Genomic DNA, 20,479 nt, shown 5'->3' with positions numbered 1-20,479 from the left:
ACATGAAGTTAAAGTTAATGTATTTGCTGACCTTAAGTTGCTTGATAATAGGAATTTTCTATTTATACGTGGCTCAATTTCGTCCATCTAAGGAACGATTTCATCATCATACAATAGCTGTTTCTCATAAACCTATCAACTCTACCGAATATCTAACAAGTCATTTACCAATTGTTGAAATTGATACGGAAAATAAGCAAGAAATCCCTCAAGACAGAGGTCTCAATGAAGGTTCTACTCGGCAACAATCTGTTCGTAGCACAATCCGTCTACATGATGATCTTTATCAAAAAAATACTCTGGCAACAAAAGCTCGTATAGAATCTTTGGCAGATGTTGCCTATCGTGGAAATTCTTCACGACATTTTGATAAAAAATCAATCAAGTTGCGTTTTGTTAATAAAAATGGTGAAGATGTAGCTCATACAGTGGCTGGTATGCCAAAAGAATCAGAGTGGGTATTGCACGGTCCATTTCTAGACAGAACTTTGGTGCGGAATTATCTTTCTTACAATATATCAGGAGAGCTAATGGAGTATGCGCCAAATGTTCGCTATTGTGAATTGATTGTAAATGGGGAGTACCAAGGTCTTTATTTGATTGTTGAAAGCATAGAACAAGGTCCTTATCGCATAGCTATTGAAAAAAGTAATAAACGTGCGGTTCTAACATCCTATATTGCTGTCTGGGATCGGCCACATAAGGCAAAAAATCCTGTTGATAACTTTGTTGGCTATACTCACCAGGCTGGTATTTCAGCATTAGATATTCGCTATCCAAATATTAGAAATATCACAAAAGAACAAAAGGATTTTATTCAACGAGATATTAGTAAAATTGAACGAATCCTGTATTCGTATGATTTAAAGAAATACTCTCAATACATTGATAGAAATGCATTTGCGACCTATTTTATTATTAATGAGTTCTTTCGTAATACGGATGCAGGGATTTTTTCAACCTATCTTTATAAGGATTTGCGCGATAAAATGAAGATAGCTGTCTGGGATTTTAATAATGCTTTTGATAACCATATTGATGTCAGTTATGACCAAGCTGGCTTTTCCATGCTAGATGTTCCATGGTTTAACATGATGTTGAAGGATAAAGAATTTGTAGATCTAGTGGTTCAGAAATATCATCATTTGCGAAAAAATCAATTAAGTACACAAAGACTTCAAAATTATATTGATCAGACTGTCGATTTTTTAGGTTCAGCTATCCAACGCAATAATGAAAAGTGGGGGTATGTATTTCAAGTACAAAAAGTAGACTCTAGGAATTATTTACAGCCTCCTGAAAGAAATCAAACTAGCTACGGAGAGTCTGTTCATGTTTTAAAGAAGTTCATTGAAGATAGAGGAAAATGGTTAGACAAGCACATTGATACTCTTTATCAATATTGTGCACCATCAAAAAACACAAATACATTAGTAGATTAGGAGGGACTTGTGAAAAAATATCTTATTGTAGTTAGTTTACTAACAGCCCTTTTAAGTATTGGATATTATTTCTATTATTTTGATGGAAGTTTATATTTGCCTCAAATGTATTCAGATAGTCAAATTCAGTATACTTTTCAAATTCAAAATCAGAAGTTGATTCAAAAAACAAAACAAGGTAATAGTCCCTTCATCGTCAAAGGAGTAAATATGGGGAGCGGCATAGCAGGCTATCATGAGAACGACTTTGCGATAGGAAAGGAAAGATATCTTTCTTGGATGCAGAAAATTTCTGAGATGGGAGCCAATACAATCCGTGTAAAATCGATTATGGATGTTGCTTTCTATGAAGCGCTAGATGAACACAATAATCGTTCAAAGTATCCTCTGTATCTTTTGCAAGGAGTACGTATAGATGATTATCGAGACAATAGTGCTATTGATGCTTTTCATGAGTACTATCGTGGACAACTGCTACACGATGTAAAGGATGCAGTAGATATAATACATGGTAGAAGAAAAGTGTGGAATACAAATCTAGGTAGTCAGTATTATAAAAAAGATGTTTCAAAATGGGTACTTGGTTTTGCAGTTGGAGATCAGTGGAATAGTTCAACAATTGCTTATACAAATCATCAAGTCAAGAAGGAAGCATATGAGGGAAAATATATTCGTACTATCAAAGAAGTGACACCTTTTGAAGTGATGCTAGCACAAGTTATGGATGAGATGGTAGCGTATGAATCAAAGAAATATGGTTGGCAACACCTAATCACCTTTGGCAGCTCCGCGTTGACAGATCCATTTATATATCAAAAACCATTTGCAGCTCAGACTTCAAAATATGCCCAGCTAGATATTGAACATATAGTTCCAACTAGCCGTTTGAAGACAGGTTTATTTGCTTCCTATCAGTTACTGGACTACCATCCAAAGGCCTTGGATTATGTGATTGCGGATCGTTCAAATCTTTCTCAAGAAGTAATAGAAGTGGCAAAACAAAAAAATTACCCAGAGAACTATACTCATCTTCTAAAAAGTCATCATCGTGTTCCTGTATTAATCTCCTCTTATGGGTATTCAACTTCCAGAGGTATTACTGCGCTTAGTCAGGAAGGAATTGAAGGACCATTATCAGAAAAACAACAAGGTGAGTTATTAGTTCGAGACTATCAATCATTTCTAAAAGCAGGGACAGTTGGTGCTCTCGTTGAAACGTGGCAAGATGATTGGGGAGCTCGTACTTGGAACACCTCCTTTACGACAAATAGACACAGTCGTTTCCAATGGGGGGATGTTCAATCCAATAATCAAGGATTTGGATTATTAGCTTTTGAAAATCAAGTCAAGAATCATGTGATTGATGGAAAGTTGACAGAGTGGAATATTCAGCCTTTAATAGAGCATGATGGAGCTAAACTAAGTGTAGATAGTGATGAAAATTATCTGTATTTTGCTATCAAAAAAGAAGGTTTAACACCACAAGATAAATGGACTCTTCCATTGGATATAACACCTAAGACAGGGAGCTTGTATTGGGAACATGGAAAGTTGAACTTCCAAAGTAAGGTGGATTTTATCCTGAGTATAGATGGTACAAATGGTAGTCATTTATTAGTGCAAAATAGATACGATGCTGTTCGAGCTAATTACCTAAAACAAATAAAGGGAATAGATCCATTTGTAGATATCCCTGAGTCAGATTCGTCACATTTTCATCCTGTCTCATTACTTTTAAAGCATAATCGCATCTTTGATGATTTAGAGAAAGCGGCACGTCAAGACAAATGGAATCCTGTTTTTGAAACTGGTAAGCTACGAGTTGGAAATAGCCAAAGAGGGGCTGAGGATTTTGATTCACGGTCAGATATTTATTTTGGTAAAGATGTGGTAGAAGTACGAATTCCATGGCAGTTATTAAATTTTTCAAATCCTGCTCAAGGGAAAATCCACGATGATTACTACATGCATTACGGTGTTTCCGAAATGCGCATTGACCAGATTGGAATTGGAATTGGCCAGTTGAGACAAAATAATAATATACCGATAGCGTTTTATCGTATCAATAAATGGAATAAACCTAATGTCACTGGTGTTCTAAAGGAATCGTATACGATATTGAAAAACTATTGGAAGGAGAATAAAGATGGTTCATAATCTTTTGTATTTTTATATCATTATTTGTATCGCAATTTTTATTTTTAATATGTCCTACATTATCAAGCGCTCCTATGTTCAATGGAAGAAAAAACATTAGTTAAGGGGAGAAAAGGAAATGGTTTGGTTAAAAGGTTTTTTAACGGTTTCACAAACTTTGTTTTTGGGACACCTCACTATATATGCTAGTTTTCTTATGTTTTCGGTCATTGCTGGAGGAGTCCATCTCCACGAGCGCTATAAAAATCGTGAGAAATATGAGAAAAGTAAAAAGAGTTACCCTCCCATCTCTATATTGGTACCAGCCTATAATGAAGAGGTGACAATCATTTCTTCTATACAATCATTGCTCAAGTTGGATTATCCTGTTTATGAGATTATTGTGTTAGATGATGGTTCGAAAGATAAAACGGCTAAATTAGTACGCGAGTATTTTCAACTAGAAGAATGTCATTGTGAAATCAAGTATCGCTTATCCTGTCGTCCTTATCATAGAATATCAGAGAAGTGGTTTGGTTCCGTACATCTGACCTTAATCGAAAAGGAGAATGGAGGCAAGGGGGATGTTCTGAATCTTGGAATTAATGCAGCAAACCATGATTATTTTTTGTGTATTGATGCAGATTCTATACTCCAAAAAGATTCCTTGAAAAAATTGGTTCGTCCAATGCAGAAGTGGGACAATGTTATTTCTGTTGGAGGAGTCGTTCAAGTAGCACAAGGAGTGCGAATTGTTGATGGTCAAGTCAACAATTATCAACTACCTTGGTCATTACTGCCATGTGCTCAAGCCATTGAATATGACTGTGCATTTTTAGGGACACGAATTTTATTTGATTATCTACAATCTAACTTAATTATATCAGGTGCATTCGGCTTATTTCATAAAGAGTATGTAATAGCTGTTGGTGGTTATGATACGCAAACTCTCGGGGAAGATATGGAACTGGTTATGAAATTGCACTATTTTTGTCGTAATAATAATATTTCTTATCGTATTTGCTATGAGACAAGCGCTATTTGCTGGAGTCAAGCTCCAAATTCTCTAGGAGATTTATGCCAGCAACGTCGCAGATGGTTTTTAGGTCTATATCAATGCTTGAAGAAATACTATAAAATGTTGTCAAGAGTAAAATTTGGTGTGGTGGGATATTTTGCATATATCTACTACTTGCTGTTTGAATTTTTGGCTCCATTTATAGAAACATTTGGTTGTTTTATTATCTTGCTATCTTTCTTTTCTCACCAATTAAATACTTCGTTTTTAGTATCGTTATTCTGTCTCCATATTGTTTTTTGCTCTCTTGTGACCTTCACATCATTCTTGCAACGCGCCTATTCTCAAGATTTGTTTATTACTCCCATTGATTTATGTAAGGCAGCGATTGTTTCTATTTTTAGATATTGTTGCTTACACTGGATTTTAAATTACGTTCGTCTGACAAGCTTTATTGGCTATAAAAAAAAGAAGAAGGTATGGGGCGAAATTAAAAGAACAGAGTACACTACTTAAAGCATACAGAGACTCAAGTTTGACTTGGGTTTCTTTTTTACAGATAAAAAAACTCTTGATATTGCTTATCTATTAAACTTTTCAAGAGTTTTACTGTTTGATTTATGGATGATGGCTACACAAACATGGTTTAAGATGTGTGCTGATTTTTTAATTTTAATATTCTTGGGACGATTATAAGTGCTAAGATAGATGAAATAACCATCTCAGCAATAGCATTTGTACCTATAATTCCAGCTAGCATAAGCTGGATGTTAGCGTTGTAAACTGATGAGAAGAAAACAAAGATTCCTCCCAATACAAAAACAGTATTCGTCATAGAACCAATTGCACCAGCAATCAATAATCCTAATTTATTTTTGATAAATTGGTGTACAAAATAGGGTGTTATACCAATCAAAATACGTGGTACGATGGCAATGATAAGCGACAAAATATTTCCATTGGGAACAAAAGGAGTGAAGAGGTAGCTAGTTGGTAAGAGAATCACGGTATTTGTCACAACGCTAATCATCCCCATCAAGCCACCGAGTGTGGCTCCGATTCGAGGACCATAAAGAATGGAGGCGATTATCACAGGAATGTGTATCAAGGTAGGTTTGATTGGAAAGGGTAGAAGATTAAAAATGATAGAGCTAGATAAATGGACTACTAGCATGACAGCAAAGAAAATTGCAATAGTTGCTACAAAATTGGATTTATTGTTTTTCATAAAGGGTTTGACTCACTTTCTCCAAGATATATTCAGTTTCTGCTAAAGCTCCTGTTCCGAAATCACCACAGGCGAGTAAGGCTTTACGTGGTTTGATTTCCTCAAATCCGTAATCCGCTAATCTGCTTAGATTTTTCTGGGTAGCAGGGTTGAGGTACATATTGGTATTCATGGCTGGTGCAACTAATTTCTTCGTTCTATCGGGAAGAGCAAGAGCTGTTGCTGTTATAATATTATCTGCCAGACCGTTTGCTAGTTTTGCAATGGTGTTGGCAGAAGCAGGCGCGACTAGGAAGAGGTCTGTTTCTTTTGCTATATCAATGTGTTTAATCAGACTGGGGTTTTCTTCAATCATTACATCTGTATGGACTAGATTTTTTGACAGAGATTGGAAAGTTAAGGGGGTGATAAAGTCCATGGCAGATTGACTCATGAGGACGGTTACTTGATGTCCAAGCTTAGTCAGTTGACTAGTCAGATCGGCAGCCTTATAGGCTGAGATGGATCCGGTTACTGCGAGGGTAATATTAGCCATTCTAACCTCCTTTTTCTAAGGTTTCTAAGATGAGCTGGGCAATTTCATCTTTAGTGTTTGCCTGTGTTTCTGTAGCATGATCAACGAGGTAGGCAACATGTTTGTTTTCTTCTATGTCTACCAAATCGTTAGCCAAAATATAATCGGCTTGATTTTTTTCAAGGCTATGCCGAGCAACTGCCAATAATTCTTCTTTTGAGACAGCAACCAATAGCTTAAAACCGATGAGTCGAATTGCTGGATTCCACTCCTTGACATAGGAGATAATCTTTGGAGTTTTTTTTAGAAAGAGAACTTGATAGTCCTCTTTTGAAGAAATTTTATGTTCGGTATTTTTTTTATGGAGTAAACAAGAGAGGTCGTCCGTTTTTTCTAATTCCTCCAAACTGGTCATGTAAATCGGTGTATAGTCAGATACAGCCATGCTGTGAATGAGAACCTGATGGGACTTGACCAAGGGTTCCAACGTTGTCTTCAGACTGTCTACATCTGTGATTTGAATGATGGTTAAACAATCCTGTGGGTCAGGCTTAAGAGCTTGTTTTGTCGTAACTAGAGTGACTTGATGACCGCGTTTTAGAGCCTGTTCCGCAATGATTTTTCCTAAGCTACCTGAGGCATGATTGGTAATGGCGCGGACCTGATCGATTGCTTCGCTTGTCCCGCCGGATGTAATCAATAGTTTCATGCTCATATTGTACTAGAATTTTGATTTTTCGTAAAGCTTACGGAATACTATTTTGCATTCAAAATAATTGATTTATATGCGAAAACAGAAAAATAGAGTGTTTTTTCTTATATTAGGGTAATAAATTAGCAAATAATTACAAAAAACCGTACGTTTTTTAAAAAAATACAAATAACGTGCGAAAATAAGTTTTGTGTGATATAATAATATCAAAATAATAAAGAAATTAGGAATTCTCATGAAATCAGATATAGAAATTGCTCAAAGTATTACCTTGAAACCCATTACGGATATTGTTGAAACAGTAGGAATTCATTTTGATGATATTGAATTATATGGGAAATATAAGGCAAAATTATCTTTTGAAAAAATCAATGCAGTTAAGAAAAACAAACTCGGCAAGTTAATTCTCGTGACGGCTATTAACCCGACTCCTGCTGGTGAAGGAAAATCTACGATTACCATTGGTTTAGCAGATGCTCTTTCAAAGATTGGCAAAAAGACCATGGTCGCCCTTCGTGAACCTTCTCTAGGGCCTGTGATGGGGATTAAAGGTGGAGCTGCTGGTGGCGGTTTTGCTCAGGTTCTGCCGATGGAAGATATCAATCTACATTTTACAGGTGATATGCATGCTATCACAACTGCAAACAATGCTCTTTCTGCTCTGATTGATAATCATATCCATCAAGGGAATGTCATTGGAATTGATCCACGCCGTATTATTTGGAAGCGCGTGGTGGATCTGAATGATCGTGCTCTGCGTAAGGTTACAGTTGGTTTGGGTGGACCGCTCAATGGCATTCCACGAGAAGATGGATTTGACATCACTGTAGCCTCTGAAATGATGGCAATTCTTTGTTTGGCAACTGATCTCAATGATTTGAAAGAGCGTTTGGCCAATATTGTGATTGGCTATCGTTTTGATCGCAGTCCTGTCTATGTGCGTGATTTGGCTGTAGAGGGTGCTCTTGCCCTCATTTTGAAAGACGCCTTAAAACCAAACCTTGTTCAAACTATTTATGGTACGCCAGCCTTTGTTCATGGTGGGCCATTTGCTAATATCGCACATGGATGTAATTCAGTTCTTGCCACCACAACAGCTCTGCGATTGGCGGACTACACTGTGACAGAAGCAGGATTTGGAGCTGATCTTGGAGCAGAGAAGTTCCTTGATATTAAGGTGCCAAATCTACCTAAGGCTCCCGATGCAGTGGTGATTGTTGCGACCTTGAGAGCTTTGAAAATGCATGGTGGTGTAGCTAAAACTGAGCTTTTGACTGAGAATGTAGAAGCTGTAAAAGCTGGTTTTGTCAACTTGAAACGCCATGTAGAAAATGTACAGAAATATGGCATTCCAGCAGTGGTTGCTATCAATGAATTTGTATCAGATACAGAAGATGAAATTATGACCTTAAAAGCACTTTGTGAAGAAATCGGTGTGCCTGTTGAACTGGCTAGTGTTTGGGCAAATGGTGCTGATGGAGGTGTCGAATTAGCTGAGACAGTTGTTGCAACTATTGACAATCAGATTGCTAGCTATCAGGGGCTCTACAAATTAGAAGATAGTCTGGAAGAAAAAGTGACCAAGATTGTTACAGAAATCTACGGTGGTTCAGGTGTTGTTTTTGAGAAGAAAGCGCGTAACCAATTGGTTGAATTTGCTAAGAATGGCTGGGACTTCTTACCGGTCTGTATGGCTAAAACGCAATACAGTTTTTCGGATGATCCATTCGCTCTTGGTGCTCCGACTGATTTCGATATTACTGTACGCGAGTTTGTTCCCAAATTGGGAGCTGGTTTTATTGTCGCACTAACAGGTGATGTTATGACGATGCCAGGACTTCCCAAAGCCCCTGCTGCTCTCAATATGGATGTGGCAGAGAATGGAGTAGCCATTGGTCTGTTCTAGCAGTCTTTTTGCCCCTCTAGTCTTTACCGTAGCAGAATTGTGCTAAAAATATCCGTTTGTGATACACTGAGTAATAAAATAGATTACAAGAGGAATATAGTATGAAACAATATGACTTATTAGTAATTGGCTTTGGTAAAGCTGGTAAGACTCTAGCAGGTAAGTTAGCGGCGGCAGGCAAAAAGGTCGCTCTGGTTGAGGAAAATCCTGCAATGTTTGGTGGCACTTGTATCAATATTGGGTGTATTCCCACCAAGACACTTTTAGTAGCTGCGGATAAAAATTGGACTTTTGAGCAGGTTATGGATCAAAAAGAAACGGTTACCACTCGACTGCGTAATAAAAATGAAGCGGTTTTAAAAGGTAGTGGTGCAAATCTCTACCAAGGTCATGCTCGTTTTGTGGCAGATAAGATTGTGGAAGTGTCTGCAGGAAGTGAATCAATTCAGTTGACCGCAGAAACTATTGTTATCAATACGGGTGCTAAATCTCGCGTTCTTCCGATTCCTGGATTGCTTGATACGCCCCATGTTTATGATAGTACAGGCATCCAGAACTTAAAAACGTGCCCTGATAAACTAGCTATTATTGGTGGCGGAAATATTGGTTTAGAATTTGCCGGACTTTATAACAAGTTAGGCAGTCAGGTAACGGTATATGAAGCTAGTCCTACCATTTTGCCAAAGGAAGAAGAAGTAGTCGCTAAATTAGCAAAAGAATACATGGAAGAGGCCGGTGTGACTTTTGAGATGAATGCACGCATTGAGCGAGTGGAAGCAAAAGGAGAACAGGTCGCTGTGACGATTAAGGGGGAAGAAACCGTCTTTGATGCAGTCCTCTATGCAACAGGACGTGTGCCAAATACCGCTGACTTGGGTTTGGAGAATACTACCATTGCCGTGTCAGAAAATGGAGCCATCAAAGTGGATGACTACTGTGAAACGACTGTATCAGGTGTCTATGCTGTTGGAGATGTCAACGGTGGTCCACAATTCACCTATACTTCTCTAGATGATTTTCGTATTGTCTTTGGTAAGTTAACTGGCACTGGTAACTATTGTCTAAGTCAGCGTAAGTCTATTCCAACGAGCGTCTTCATCACACCGGTTCTCTCACGTGTTGGTCTGACGGAGAATGAGGCTAAAGAAGCAGGATATGACTATATTACCAATGAGCTTCCAGTAATCAATATGCCACGCGCCCATGTCAACAATGATTTAAAGGGGATCTTCAAGGTAATTGTTGATAAGGAAACTAAGCTGGTTCTGGGAGCGACCCTTTTTGGTCGCAATTCGGAGGAATTGATAAATTTAATTGCTATGGCAATTGATAACAAGATTCCGTATACATATTTTAAAACGCAAATCTTTACCCATCCAACCATGGCTGAGAATTTGAATGATGTGTTCAATTTCTAAAGAAGATTTTGTGCTAATTATCTTTTAAAGGAAAGCTGTCAACTCTTGTAAAATCCTACTGGAATTTGCCTCTTCTCAATGCTGACGCAAAGTTAGTAGAGTAAAAAATAGTAAAACCGTAATCCTTACTCGTCAAAGTTTGGAGTGCGTTTTTTTGCATTATTTTTCTAAATTAAATAAGACGATGATGCTAGCTAAAATATCATTTAATTGACGATGAATTGAAAAGCTTTGTACATAATTATAACACTATATTTTAGACCCTTGTTGTTTGGATGTGTCTCTCATTATAGGAGTTACTGGATTTGGAATTTTTTCTTGTTCCATGATACAATAAGGTATCACACTTGGGAGGTGTTATATGAAACTGAAAAAGAAGTTGGCTGTGTTAACAGTCTTTAGTCTGTGCCTGATAAGTTTATCAGCTTGTCAATCTATCTCCAACTGGTGGAAGAATACAAAGGAAGAGTGGATTGGTCTGGAGATGACAGTTCGAACTTTTGATGAAAATTCCCAATTGATTGACGAGATGGCTGGTAAGTCTCTCTCCATTTCAAGGAATGCAGAATTTGATTCTGTTGATAGGGAAGGGAACTCGAAGGCAGACTCTTCTGTTTTGAAAGTAACACTTGGAAAATATGAGATTGATCACGTAGGTTCGTCATTGATTGCAGCAGAAGAAGGTTTAGAAGACCTATATGCCAAGTATCAGACCACGGTGAACATTGCTAATTACGACCGTGCAATTCCCCTTGTTAATCGAATGGTATCTAGCCTACAAAATGATTTTACAGGAAAGGCAAAGGTTGTTTTGATTCGTTCGCAAAATGGGACACCGCTTGCGACTTACGCAGGTGATAAGGTGTCTTTATACGCTTCAGATGCACCCAAAACATCTGAATTATTGATTGATGGCAAGCGATTGATTATTTATCGTTGTGATTATACGATTTATGATCGTGCATTGTTGGAGAAATAAATGATTGAAATTCGTTCAGTACGACCATCTGATGTAGAAGAGCTGGTTGCTATTTATTCTCCTTATGTTGAAGAAACAGTTATTACCTTTGAAACGCAAGTTCCTACAGCTACCGAATTTGCAGATCGGATAGAGAAGATTTTGGAAAAATTTCCTTATCTAGTAGCGGAAGAGGAAGGTAGAATCTTAGGTTATGCTTACGCTTCAACTTACTACCCTCGTGCAGCTTATGATTGGACTGTTGAGTTGTCAATCTATATTAGTCAAAAGGCACGTGGTCAGGGAATTGGAAATTTGCTTTATAGTCACTTGGAGAAAGAGCTAATTGCGCGTGGTTTTAAGAATTTCTTGGCTTGTATATCCCTACCTAATCCTGCTTCTCTTGCTCTACATGAAAAAATGGGCTATAAACAGGTAGCTCATTTAAAGAAAGTCGGTTATAAGTTTGGGAACTGGCATGATATTGTCTGGCTTCAAAAATCGTTGGTGGAGGACTGAAACAGTCTGGGGTTAGACTGTTTCAGCTGGTCGCCCGAAAATAGGGAAGCGCCCATACAGTCTGGGGTTAGACTGTTTCAGCTGGTCGCCCGAAAATAAGGAAGCGCCCATACAGTCTGGGGTTAGACTGTTTCAGCTGGTCGCCCAAAAACAAAGAAGTACCCTGCACAGACAAAAACTACAAAAAGGAATGTAAAATGAATATTGCAGAATTAGAAGAGCAGTTACTGGCTGTTGCGGATTTTCATCAGGTTCAGCCGATGAGAGCGTATATGAAAAACAATTTTGATTTCCTAGGTGTCCGCACGCCAGATCGCCGCAAGGTTACAAGGGAATTGTTTAAAAAAAACAAGAGTCAAGGGATTGATTGGGATTTTGTAGAGGCTTGTTGGGACAAGCCTTATCGTGAATTTCAATATGTGGCGATTGACTATTTGGTGATAAAAAAGAAGGATCTAGCCCTGAAGGATTTACCACGTTTAAAAAAATTGGCTCAAACTAAATCTTGGTGGGATAGTATTGATGGACTAGACAAACTGGTCGGAAAGATTGTTTTGAATCATCCAGAGGCTAAAACGGTTATTTTGGATTGGAGTGTGGATGATGATTTCTGGTTGAGACGGCTTGCGATTGACCATCAGTTACTGGAAAAGGAGAATACAGATACAGAACTTTTGGAACAGATCCTTGTCAACAATCTCAACCAAACAGAATTTTTTATCAATAAGGCAATCGGTTGGAGTCTGCGAGATTATTCCAAAACGAATCCCGATTGGGTACGGATGTTTATCAATAAGTACCGTAATCAGATGGCAAGTCTTTCGATTCGTGAGGCTTCCAAATATATTTAGATAAACCTGTGACTATGATAACGGACATGTCATCAATATGGAAAATAGGTAGTAATCAAATAAGCAGATGATATTTTAGAGATCAGTTTAGTTTACAACCATCTTGAGATATGATAAAATGATTTTATGCGATGAGCCGAATAGTGACTTTGTCATGTTCGACGCTGGGGAGGTCTTCATTTAATTGAAACGCAGGAGCGGACCTTGAATAGTTGTGTGAACCTTCTGTTCTCATCGGATACGATGCCCCGTTCCACCTTTTAGGTGGGCTTTTTTTTATTGAGAAAGATTTGACCAGCAAGGATGATGCAGTGTATCAAGGTAGTAGAATGGTAATTTTTCCATCCTAACTGCTAGAAGTAACAGTTGATATTGTGCTTTATGAAGATAGATTGGTATTCCTTCAATTCCTCAGGATGAAGAGCTTTAACATTAGACATACTATATGTACGATGTAAGAGCTTATATTTGTTTTCACCAAATTGATGGAAAGGGAGGAGTTGAACTTTGTCTATATTGAGTTGATTGAAGAGCTGAGCAAATTCTTCGGCATCTTCTAATGAGTTATTGAACTCAGGGATAACAGGAATGCGAAGGACAATTTCTTTTCCACTAGAAAAGGCATATTGGATATTTTGGATGATAAGATTATTATTGACCCCAGTTACTTTCCGATGGGATATAGTATCATAGTGTTTCAAATCTGTGTAAATAAAGTCAACGTATTGAATGAGATCAACAAACTTATGGTGCTCAACAAAGGCAGTTGTTTCAATAGCAGTATGAAGACCGTGTGACTTTGCCTCTTTTAGAATGGCTTTAGCAAATTCGTACTGGGCAAAAATTTCTCCACCAGAAAGTGTTAAACCACCTCCAGATTCTTCATAGAAATCAATATCTTTCATGACCTCTATCATAATGTCGTCAACTGTCTTTTCCTCTCCCATGATAGTTGTTTTTTTACTAATAGCATCTAACATAGGCTCGGGTTTTCGCTTTTGAGATTCTGGGTTTGCACACCAAGGACAGTGTAAGGGACAACCCTTTAAGAAAACAGTTGTCCGAATACCGGGTCCATCATGGAGGGAAAAATGCTGGATGTTAAAAATAATACCTTTTCTTATGTTCATGACGTACTCCTTTTCGATTTAATTTGATTTTATCACATAAAAGAAAGTTTTACAATTACGAACGTAACAAAAAGACTGCTAATAGTTGAAAAAGAGCAAAAATTTGGTAGAATGAATATGAGGTGATAAAAATGGAACGTTTAGATAAAATTATACAGTTAGTATCACAGCATGAGAAAATTGATGTTAACAGTTTGGCAGAGCAGTTGGAAGTTTCTAAGGTGACCATCCGTAAGGATTTAGATAAGCTAGAATCGAAAGGATTATTGCGGAGAGAGCATGGTTATGCTGTTTTAAATAGTGGAGATGATCTCAATATTCGTATGTCTTTTCGCTATGATGTGAAAAAACGCATTGCTAAGGAAGCTTCTAACTTGGTTGCAGATAACGATACGATAATGATAGAGTCTGGTTCGACTTGTGCACTTTTAGCTGAGGAGATTTGTAAAACCAAGAGGAATGTCACCATTATTACAAATTCATATTTTATCGCGAATTTCGTACGACAATATGATAGCTGTCAGATTATTTTACTAGGTGGGGAATTTCAGAAAGATTCTCAAGTGACGGTTGGGCCACTCTTGCGTAAAATGATTCAGTTTTTCCATGTTGACAAAGCTTTTGTAGGAGCAGATGGTTTTGATAGCGAGCATGGCTTCACTGGAAAGAATTTAATGCGGAGTGAAGTTGTTCAATATATGTCAGAGGTTGCTGAAGAGATGATTGTCCTGACAGATGCTAGTAAATTTACAAAGCGTGGAACCGTACATAGATTTAGCTTGAGTCAAGTTGCGCAGGTGATTACAGATACTTCTATCACCGAAACAGTCCTAACTGAATTACAGCAAGCTCATGTAAAGGTAACAATAGTTTAGTGCGAGGGTAGGATGAAACAAGAAAAAAGAAGGCAGCTAGCCAAAATCGCCTATCTTTATTATGTAGAGGGAAAAAGTCAGGCAGAAATTGCTACTGAAACAGGGATTTATCGAACAACGGTCAGTAGAATGCTGACCAAGGCTAAGTCGGAAGGTATTGTAAAGATTGAAATTCAAGATTTTGATAGGCGGCTTTATCAACTAGAGAAGTATGTGCAGAATAGGTATGGTCTGAAAGGCCTTGAACTGGTTGAAAATAGTACAGATGAGGATCTGTTTGATCTGGAAAATCGCTTGGCTCAAGCAGCTGCGGATATGCTAACCAATCTGATTGATGATGAGAAGAAGGTTGGATTTTCATGGGGAAGAAGTCTTAGTCTTATCGTAGATAAAATCGGGCATCATCGCATGAAAGGAGTCAAGTTTGTTCCTATTGCTGGTGGGCCTAGTCATATTCACGCACGTTATCATGTCAATACCTTGATTTATAACATGGCTAGCAAATTTCGCGGAGAATGTCGTTTTATCAATGCAACTATCATTCAAGAAAATCAAGAACTTGCTAATGGTATTCTGTCTTCTAAATATTTTGAGGAATTACGGGCAGATTGGAAACAGTTGGATGTTGCAGTAGTAGGAATTGGCGGTGGGGTTGATGAAAAAAATCGCCAGTGGTTAGATATGTTGACAGCGGACGATTTCCAGCAATTATCAGTTGAAAAAGCAGTTGGTGAAACTTGTTGTCGTTGTTTTGACCAACAGGGGAAACAAGTTGTTGAAGATTTGCAAAAAAGAACCATTGCTATATCCTTAGAAGATTTGAAAGAGGTTCCAGACACGATGGCGTTGGCATACGGAGATCAAAAAGCTCAAGCTATTCTAGCGGTTTTACGTGCTGGATATATTCATCATTTGGTGACAGATGAACGAACAATAGTGAAAGTTTTGGAACTTGATCAAGCTTCCAACTTTCAGTTGGAGTAGTAGGCAAGAGTAACCTTTAAAACACCTAAATCAACTATAGATGTGATTTGGGTGTTTTTTAATTACTTAATATTGCACAAAAGTGCGTAAATATATAAAAACAGAAAATGTTCCATAAATATGTTTACTCCATTTATAGAAAATGATATGATTTGGTTACGAAAGAAAAATATTTACTTACAAATAAAACAAGTTGGAGGAAAAAACAATGGAAATGATTGTTGCTGATCAATTGATCATGGGATTGATTATTTATGCTGGAGATGCAAAGAGTCATGCCTATCAAGCTCTTTCACTTGTCAAAGCTGGTGAGGAGGAAGGGGCTGAAGAAGAATTGAGACTTGCAGATGCAGCACTATTGGAAGCTCACAATATGCAAACCAAGTTCCTTGCACAAGAAGCAGGAGGTTCAAAATCAGATATTACTGCCTTATTTGTCCACTCTCAAGACCATTTGATGACATCCATTACGGAAATCAATTTAATTAAAGAAATTATTGATTTGAGAAAAGAACTACAAAAAGTTAATTAAAACAAAATATATTTTATATTTAGGAGGAAACCGAAATGGTTAAAATTGCTCTTTTTTGTGCTGCTGGCTTTTCTACAGGTATGTTGGTCAACAACATGAAAATTGCTGCAGCGGATGCTGGTGTGGAGGTTGAAATTACTGCACACTCTCAAGGGAAAATTGCAGATTACCTTGATAAAATTGACATTGCTTTGTTGGGCCCGCAGGTGGCTTATACACTTGATAAATCAAAAGCTCTCTGCGATGAGAAACAGATTCCGATTGCCGTAATTCCAATGGCAGACTACGGTATGTTGGATGGTAAAAAAGTTCTGCAATTAGCGCTCAGCATGGTTTCATAAAGGAGTATGGTCATGTCCAAAATTGATACACAAAAAATTATTGTCCCAATCATGAAATTTGTAAATATGAAAGGAATTATTGCTCTAAAAGATGGTATGTTAGCCATCTTGCCTTTGACAGTTGTTGGTAGTATTTTCTTGATTTTAGGGCAATTACCTTTTGCAGATTTGAATGCTGCAATTGCTTCTTTATTTGGTCCTAATTGGACAGAGCCTTTCATGCAGGTTTATAGTGGAACATTTGCAATCATGGGTTTGATTTCTTGTTTTGCAATCGGTTACTCTTATGCGAAAAATAGTGGTGTAGAACCGCTTCCAGCCGGTGTGCTATCAGTTTCTTCATTCTTTATTCTTTTGAAATCCTCTTATGTTCCAGCAATCGGTGAACCTATTAGTGATGCTGTTGCAAAAGTTTGGTTTGGTGGTCAGGGGATTATCGGTGCAATTATCATCGGATTGGTAGTAGGTGCTATTTATACGACCTTTATTCAGCGTCATATTGTTATTAAAATGCCTGAACAAGTACCTCAGGCGATTGCTAAACAGTTTGAGGCGATGATCCCTGCCTTTGTTATATTCTCATTGTCTATGATTGTCTATATCATTTCTAAGATAGTGACAAATGGTGGTACTTTCATTGAAATGATTTACGATGTAATCCAAGTGCCTCTTCAAGGGCTAACAGGTTCATTGCCAGGTGCCATCGGGATTGCCTTCTTCATTTCTTTCCTATGGTGGTTTGGTGTACACGGACAGTCAGTTGTGAATGGTGTTGTTACCGCTTTGCTTCTATCAAACCTTGATGCTAATAAGGCTCTTCTAGCAGCAGATAAGCTATCTTTAGAAAATGGAGCTCATATTGTGACCCAGCAGTTTTTAGATAGTTTTTTGATTATGTCAGGTTCAGGTATTACGTTTGGTATCGTGTTTTCCATGTTATTTGCAGCGAAGTCAAAACAGTATAAAGCACTCGGTAAAGTAGCAGCTTTTCCTGCACTCTTTAATGTGAATGAACCGGTTGTATTTGGCTTCCCAATTGTGATGAATCCGGTGATGTTCTTGCCGTTTGTCTTGGTGCCAATCTTGGCAGCCTTCATTGTCTATGGTGCTATTTCAATTGGCTTTATGCAGCCATTCTCAGGTGTCACCTTGCCTTGGTCCACTCCTGCCATCATCTCTGGTTTTATGGTTGGTGGCTGGCAGGGAGCGGTTGTTCAGATTCTTATTTTAGCAGTATCAACACTTGTTTATTTTCCATTCTTTAAGATTCAAGATAAGATAGCTTGTGATAATGAGACGAAAGAAGCAGTTTAGCCAAGAATGCTACTTAAAAAGTTTGCAAGAATGTGCAAGTTGCCTCAGAAATCCTAGCTTTAACTAACTATAATTGACAATAGGCTCTATTACAGAGTATACTATTCTTACAAACGAAACTAAATACTGTTTCTAAAGAAAGGATAAAACTATGAAAACAGTAACTGAAGTAGCTAGCACCAGCATTAAAACAGAGTATTTTGGAAGTCTGACAGATCGGATGAACAAATACAGAGAAGATGTTCTTGATAAAAAACCTTATATTGATGCAGAACGAGCTGTTCTAGCAACAAGAGCTTATCAAGAGCATAGAGAAAAGCCTAATGTGTTAAAAAGAGCTTACATGCTCAAGGAAATATTGGAGAACATGACGCTCTACATTGAAGAAGAAAGTTTGATTGTAGGAAACCAAGCTTCTTCCAACAAAGATGCTCCGATTTTCCCTGAGTATACCTTGGAATTTGTTTTGAATGAATTGGATTTATTTGAAAAACGGGATGGGGATGTCTTCTATATTACGGAAGAAACCAAGGAGCAGTTACGAAATATTGCGCCATTCTGGGAAAAGAACAATCTTCGATCACGAGCTGGGGTTCTACTTCCAGAAGAGGTTCAGGTGTATATGGAAACTGGCTTCTTTGGTATGGAAGGTAAGATGAACTCAGGTGATGCGCACTTGGCTGTCAATTACCAAAAAGTATTAGAACAGGGTTTGCGTGGTTTTGAAGAACGGGTGCATAAAGCGAAGTCAAACCTTGACTTGACAGATCCGGCAAGTATTGATAAGTATCACTTTTATGACTCTATTTTCATCATCATTAAAGCTGTAAAGGCCTACGCAGATCGTTTTGTTACCTTGGCGACAGCATTAGCAGAAAAAGCACCGACAGCTAAACGCCGTGAGGAGCTGTTGGAAATTGCACGCATTTGCTCTAAAGTTCCATATGAGCCTGCTGAGACCTTTGCAGAGGCGGTACAATCCGTCTGGTTTATTCAGTGTATCTTACAAATTGAGTCAAATGGACATTCTCTATCTTATGGACGGTTTGATCAGTACATGTATCCTTATGTAAAAGCAGATTTGGAAGCAGGTCGTGAAACAGAAGATAGTATTGTTGAACGCTTGACCAACTTGTGGATTAAGACCATCACTATCAACAAGGTTCGCAGTCAGTCCCACACCTTCTCATCTGCAGGTAGTCCGTTGTATCAAAATGTCACAATTGGCGGACAGACACGTGATAAGAAGGATGCGGTCAATCCTCTTTCTTATCTGGTATTGAAGTCTGTTGCCCAAACGCATTTACCACAACCAAACTTAACGGTTCGCTATCATGCAGGTCTGGATGCTCGCTTCATGAATGAATGTATAGAAGTAATGAAACTTGGCTTTGGTATGCCAGCTTTTAATAACGATGAGATTATCATTCCATCCTTTATCGACAAAGGTGTCTTGGAAGAAGATGCCTATGATTACAGTGCCATTGGCTGTGTAGAAACAGCAGTTCCGGGGAAATGGGGCTATCGTTGTACAGGGATGAGCTACATGAACTTCCCGAAAGTATTGTTGATTGCCATGAATAATGGTATTGATCCGGCATCTGGGAAACGCTTTGCTCCTGCCTTTGGCCACTTCAAAGATATGAAATCTTTTGAAGAGTTGCAAGCTGCTTGGGAAGAAACCCTCCGCCACTTGACACGTATGAGTGTTATTGTAGAAAATGCAATTGACCTTGCTCTGGAAAGAGAGGTACCAGATATCCTGTGCTCCGCCCTTACAGATGACTGCATTGGTCGCGGCAAGCATTTGAAAGAAGGCGGAGCGATTTACGATTATATTTCAGGTTTGCAGGTTGGTATTGCTAATTTATCTGACTCTCTAGCAGCCATCAAGAAACTGGTCTTTGAAGAAGAAAGGCTGACCCCAGAGGAGTTGTGGTATGCTTTGGAAACAGATTATGCTGGTGAGCGTGGTAAAGAAATCCAAGAGATGTTGATTGAGGATGCACCAAAATATGGTAACGATGATGATTATGCAGACCAGTTGGTGACAGCAGCTTATGATATCTATATTGATGAGATTGCTAAGTATCCAAATACTCGTTTTGGCAGGGGGCCTATTGGTGGTATTCGCTATTCAGGTACATCATCTATTTCTGCAAATGTGGGACAAGGTCGTGGCACGCTAGCGACTCCAGACGGACGGAATGCAGGGACTCCACTTGCAGAAGGTTGCTCACCATCTCATAATATGGATAAAAATGGACCAACATCCGTTTTGAAGTCTGTTGCAAAATTACCAACACATGAAATTGTTGGAGGAGTTTTGCTCAATCAGAAAGTTAATCCACAAACTCTTGCAAAAGAAGAAGATAAACAAAAATTGATTGCTCTACTGCGGACATTTTTTAACCGCTTGCATGGTTATCATATTCAATACAACGTTGTCTCTAGAGAAACCTTGATTGATGCGCAGTTGCATCCTGAAAAACACCGTGACCTGATTGTCCGTGTGGCGGGTTATTCAGCGTTCTTCAATGTACTGTCTAGAGCAACGCAGGACGACATTATCGGTCGTACAGAACATACATTGTAAAAGAG

The 20,479-nt window shown here is 38.3% G+C and carries 18 protein-coding genes; 14 read left to right on the top strand and 4 right to left on the bottom strand.

Features of this window, described 5'->3' with window-relative positions:
- The first annotated feature begins 2 nt into the window (after positions 1 to 2).
- The 3 genes from SR187_RS05600 to SR187_RS05590 all read left to right on the top strand — a co-directional run bounded on the left by SR187_RS05600 (position 3) and on the right by SR187_RS05590 (position 5,112).
- Entirely contained in the window at positions 3 to 1,442 is a 1,440-nt protein-coding gene (locus tag SR187_RS05600; protein ID WP_120171780.1) for a CotH kinase family protein, read from the top strand.
- 9 nt (positions 1,443 to 1,451) lie between these two features.
- Positions 1,452 to 3,599, top strand: coding sequence for a hypothetical protein (locus SR187_RS05595; RefSeq protein WP_120171779.1), 2,148 nt, complete (start codon positions 1,452 to 1,454; stop codon positions 3,597 to 3,599).
- Positions 3,600 to 3,717: 118 nt separating this feature from the next.
- Positions 3,718 to 5,112: a glycosyltransferase family 2 protein gene (locus tag SR187_RS05590; RefSeq protein WP_162496991.1), complete on the top strand. Its 1,395-nt coding sequence runs from the start codon at positions 3,718 to 3,720 to the stop codon at positions 5,110 to 5,112.
- Positions 5,113 to 5,242: 130 nt separating this feature from the next.
- On the opposite strand, the gene SR187_RS05585 is transcribed toward SR187_RS05590, so the two are convergent.
- Genes SR187_RS05585 through SR187_RS05575 form a run of 3 tightly spaced genes read right to left on the bottom strand, consistent with a single transcriptional unit; the run spans position 5,243 to position 7,047 of the window.
- The gene (locus tag SR187_RS05585) at positions 5,243 to 5,824 is read right to left on the bottom strand and encodes an ECF transporter S component (RefSeq protein WP_120171778.1); all 582 of its coding nucleotides are present in this window, start codon (positions 5,822 to 5,824) and stop codon (positions 5,243 to 5,245) included.
- Positions 5,811 to 6,359, bottom strand: coding sequence for a phosphopantothenoylcysteine decarboxylase (gene coaC, locus SR187_RS05580; protein WP_120171777.1), 549 nt, complete (start codon positions 6,357 to 6,359; stop codon positions 5,811 to 5,813). Before coaC ends, SR187_RS05585 begins: the two co-directional genes overlap by 14 nt.
- A 1-nt stretch (position 6,360) precedes the next feature.
- Positions 6,361 to 7,047 carry a phosphopantothenate--cysteine ligase gene (locus SR187_RS05575; RefSeq protein ID WP_162496990.1) on the bottom strand — a complete coding sequence of 229 codons (687 nt, stop codon included), beginning with the start codon at positions 7,045 to 7,047 and terminating at the stop codon, positions 6,361 to 6,363.
- A gap of 238 nt (positions 7,048 to 7,285) precedes the next feature.
- On the opposite strand from SR187_RS05575, the gene SR187_RS05570 reads away from it, so the two are divergent.
- The 5 genes from SR187_RS05570 (at position 7,286) to SR187_RS05550 (ending at position 12,702) form a co-directional block, all read left to right on the top strand.
- The gene (locus SR187_RS05570; protein WP_120171775.1) at positions 7,286 to 8,956 is read left to right on the top strand and encodes a formate--tetrahydrofolate ligase; all 1,671 of its coding nucleotides are present in this window, start codon (positions 7,286 to 7,288) and stop codon (positions 8,954 to 8,956) included.
- A 101-nt stretch (positions 8,957 to 9,057) separates the two neighbouring features.
- Positions 9,058 to 10,374, top strand: a complete 1,317-nt coding sequence (locus SR187_RS05565; RefSeq protein ID WP_120171774.1) for an FAD-containing oxidoreductase — start codon at positions 9,058 to 9,060, stop codon at positions 10,372 to 10,374.
- Positions 10,375 to 10,735: 361 nt separating this feature from the next.
- Complete coding sequence (locus SR187_RS05560) at positions 10,736 to 11,353, top strand: DUF5052 family protein (RefSeq protein ID WP_024532570.1); 618 nt, start codon at positions 10,736 to 10,738, stop codon at positions 11,351 to 11,353.
- Positions 11,354 to 11,851 (top strand): GNAT family N-acetyltransferase, encoded by a 498-nt coding sequence (locus SR187_RS05555; protein WP_120171773.1) that lies wholly within the window; start codon positions 11,354 to 11,356, stop codon positions 11,849 to 11,851. It begins immediately after the preceding gene.
- 197 nt (positions 11,852 to 12,048) lie between these two features.
- The gene (locus SR187_RS05550) at positions 12,049 to 12,702 is read left to right on the top strand and encodes a DNA alkylation repair protein (RefSeq protein WP_120171772.1); all 654 of its coding nucleotides are present in this window, start codon (positions 12,049 to 12,051) and stop codon (positions 12,700 to 12,702) included.
- Between the two features lie 353 nt (positions 12,703 to 13,055).
- On the opposite strand, the gene SR187_RS05545 is transcribed toward SR187_RS05550, so the two are convergent.
- Complete coding sequence (locus tag SR187_RS05545) at positions 13,056 to 13,832, bottom strand: glycyl-radical enzyme activating protein (RefSeq protein WP_120171771.1); 777 nt, start codon at positions 13,830 to 13,832, stop codon at positions 13,056 to 13,058.
- A gap of 131 nt (positions 13,833 to 13,963) precedes the next feature.
- Here SR187_RS05545 and SR187_RS05540 point away from each other — a divergent pair, with 131 nt between their 5' ends.
- From SR187_RS05540 to SR187_RS05515, 6 genes are all read left to right on the top strand, one after another.
- Positions 13,964 to 14,707, top strand: coding sequence for a DeoR/GlpR family DNA-binding transcription regulator (locus SR187_RS05540; protein ID WP_024532573.1), 744 nt, complete (start codon positions 13,964 to 13,966; stop codon positions 14,705 to 14,707).
- Positions 14,708 to 14,719: 12 nt separating this feature from the next.
- The gene (locus tag SR187_RS05535) at positions 14,720 to 15,691 is read left to right on the top strand and encodes a sugar-binding transcriptional regulator (protein WP_024532574.1); all 972 of its coding nucleotides are present in this window, start codon (positions 14,720 to 14,722) and stop codon (positions 15,689 to 15,691) included.
- A gap of 208 nt (positions 15,692 to 15,899) precedes the next feature.
- Positions 15,900 to 16,223 carry a PTS lactose/cellobiose transporter subunit IIA gene (locus SR187_RS05530; protein WP_024532575.1) on the top strand — a complete coding sequence of 108 codons (324 nt, stop codon included), beginning with the start codon at positions 15,900 to 15,902 and terminating at the stop codon, positions 16,221 to 16,223.
- Positions 16,224 to 16,258: 35 nt separating this feature from the next.
- Positions 16,259 to 16,564, top strand: coding sequence for a PTS sugar transporter subunit IIB (locus tag SR187_RS05525; protein ID WP_024532576.1), 306 nt, complete (start codon positions 16,259 to 16,261; stop codon positions 16,562 to 16,564).
- Between the two features lie 12 nt (positions 16,565 to 16,576).
- A complete protein-coding gene (locus SR187_RS05520) occupies positions 16,577 to 17,878 on the top strand; it encodes a PTS sugar transporter subunit IIC (RefSeq protein WP_120171770.1) in 1,302 nt (433 codons plus the stop codon).
- A 151-nt stretch (positions 17,879 to 18,029) separates the two neighbouring features.
- A complete protein-coding gene (locus SR187_RS05515) occupies positions 18,030 to 20,474 on the top strand; it encodes a glycyl radical protein (protein ID WP_120171769.1) in 2,445 nt (814 codons plus the stop codon).
- Positions 20,475 to 20,479: the final 5 nt, after the last annotated feature.

It is taken from the genome of Streptococcus ruminantium (genome assembly GCF_003609975.1).
GTDB lineage: Bacteria > Bacillota > Bacilli > Lactobacillales > Streptococcaceae > Streptococcus > Streptococcus ruminantium.
Note: the sequence above shows the minus strand (reverse complement) of the source record. Positions and strands in the feature narration are given on the sequence as shown.

Coding starts and splice junctions, on each gene's coding strand:
- SR187_RS05600 (WP_120171780.1), top strand. CDS start 3: ATGAAGTTAAAGTTAATGTATTTGCTGACCTTAAGTTGCTTGATAATA.
- SR187_RS05590 (WP_162496991.1), top strand. CDS start 3,718: ATGGTTTGGTTAAAAGGTTTTTTAACGGTTTCACAAACTTTGTTTTTG.
- SR187_RS05585 (WP_120171778.1), bottom strand. CDS start 5,824: ATGAAAAACAATAAATCCAATTTTGTAGCAACTATTGCAATTTTCTTT.
- coaC (WP_120171777.1), bottom strand. CDS start 6,359: ATGGCTAATATTACCCTCGCAGTAACCGGATCCATCTCAGCCTATAAG.
- SR187_RS05575 (WP_162496990.1), bottom strand. CDS start 7,047: ATGAAACTATTGATTACATCCGGCGGGACAAGCGAAGCAATCGATCAG.
- SR187_RS05570 (WP_120171775.1), top strand. CDS start 7,286: ATGAAATCAGATATAGAAATTGCTCAAAGTATTACCTTGAAACCCATT.
- SR187_RS05565 (WP_120171774.1), top strand. CDS start 9,058: ATGAAACAATATGACTTATTAGTAATTGGCTTTGGTAAAGCTGGTAAG.
- SR187_RS05560 (WP_024532570.1), top strand. CDS start 10,736: ATGAAACTGAAAAAGAAGTTGGCTGTGTTAACAGTCTTTAGTCTGTGC.
- SR187_RS05555 (WP_120171773.1), top strand. CDS start 11,354: ATGATTGAAATTCGTTCAGTACGACCATCTGATGTAGAAGAGCTGGTT.
- SR187_RS05550 (WP_120171772.1), top strand. CDS start 12,049: ATGAATATTGCAGAATTAGAAGAGCAGTTACTGGCTGTTGCGGATTTT.
- SR187_RS05545 (WP_120171771.1), bottom strand. CDS start 13,832: ATGAACATAAGAAAAGGTATTATTTTTAACATCCAGCATTTTTCCCTC.
- SR187_RS05540 (WP_024532573.1), top strand. CDS start 13,964: ATGGAACGTTTAGATAAAATTATACAGTTAGTATCACAGCATGAGAAA.
- SR187_RS05535 (WP_024532574.1), top strand. CDS start 14,720: ATGAAACAAGAAAAAAGAAGGCAGCTAGCCAAAATCGCCTATCTTTAT.
- SR187_RS05530 (WP_024532575.1), top strand. CDS start 15,900: ATGGAAATGATTGTTGCTGATCAATTGATCATGGGATTGATTATTTAT.
- SR187_RS05525 (WP_024532576.1), top strand. CDS start 16,259: ATGGTTAAAATTGCTCTTTTTTGTGCTGCTGGCTTTTCTACAGGTATG.
- SR187_RS05520 (WP_120171770.1), top strand. CDS start 16,577: ATGTCCAAAATTGATACACAAAAAATTATTGTCCCAATCATGAAATTT.
- SR187_RS05515 (WP_120171769.1), top strand. CDS start 18,030: ATGAAAACAGTAACTGAAGTAGCTAGCACCAGCATTAAAACAGAGTAT.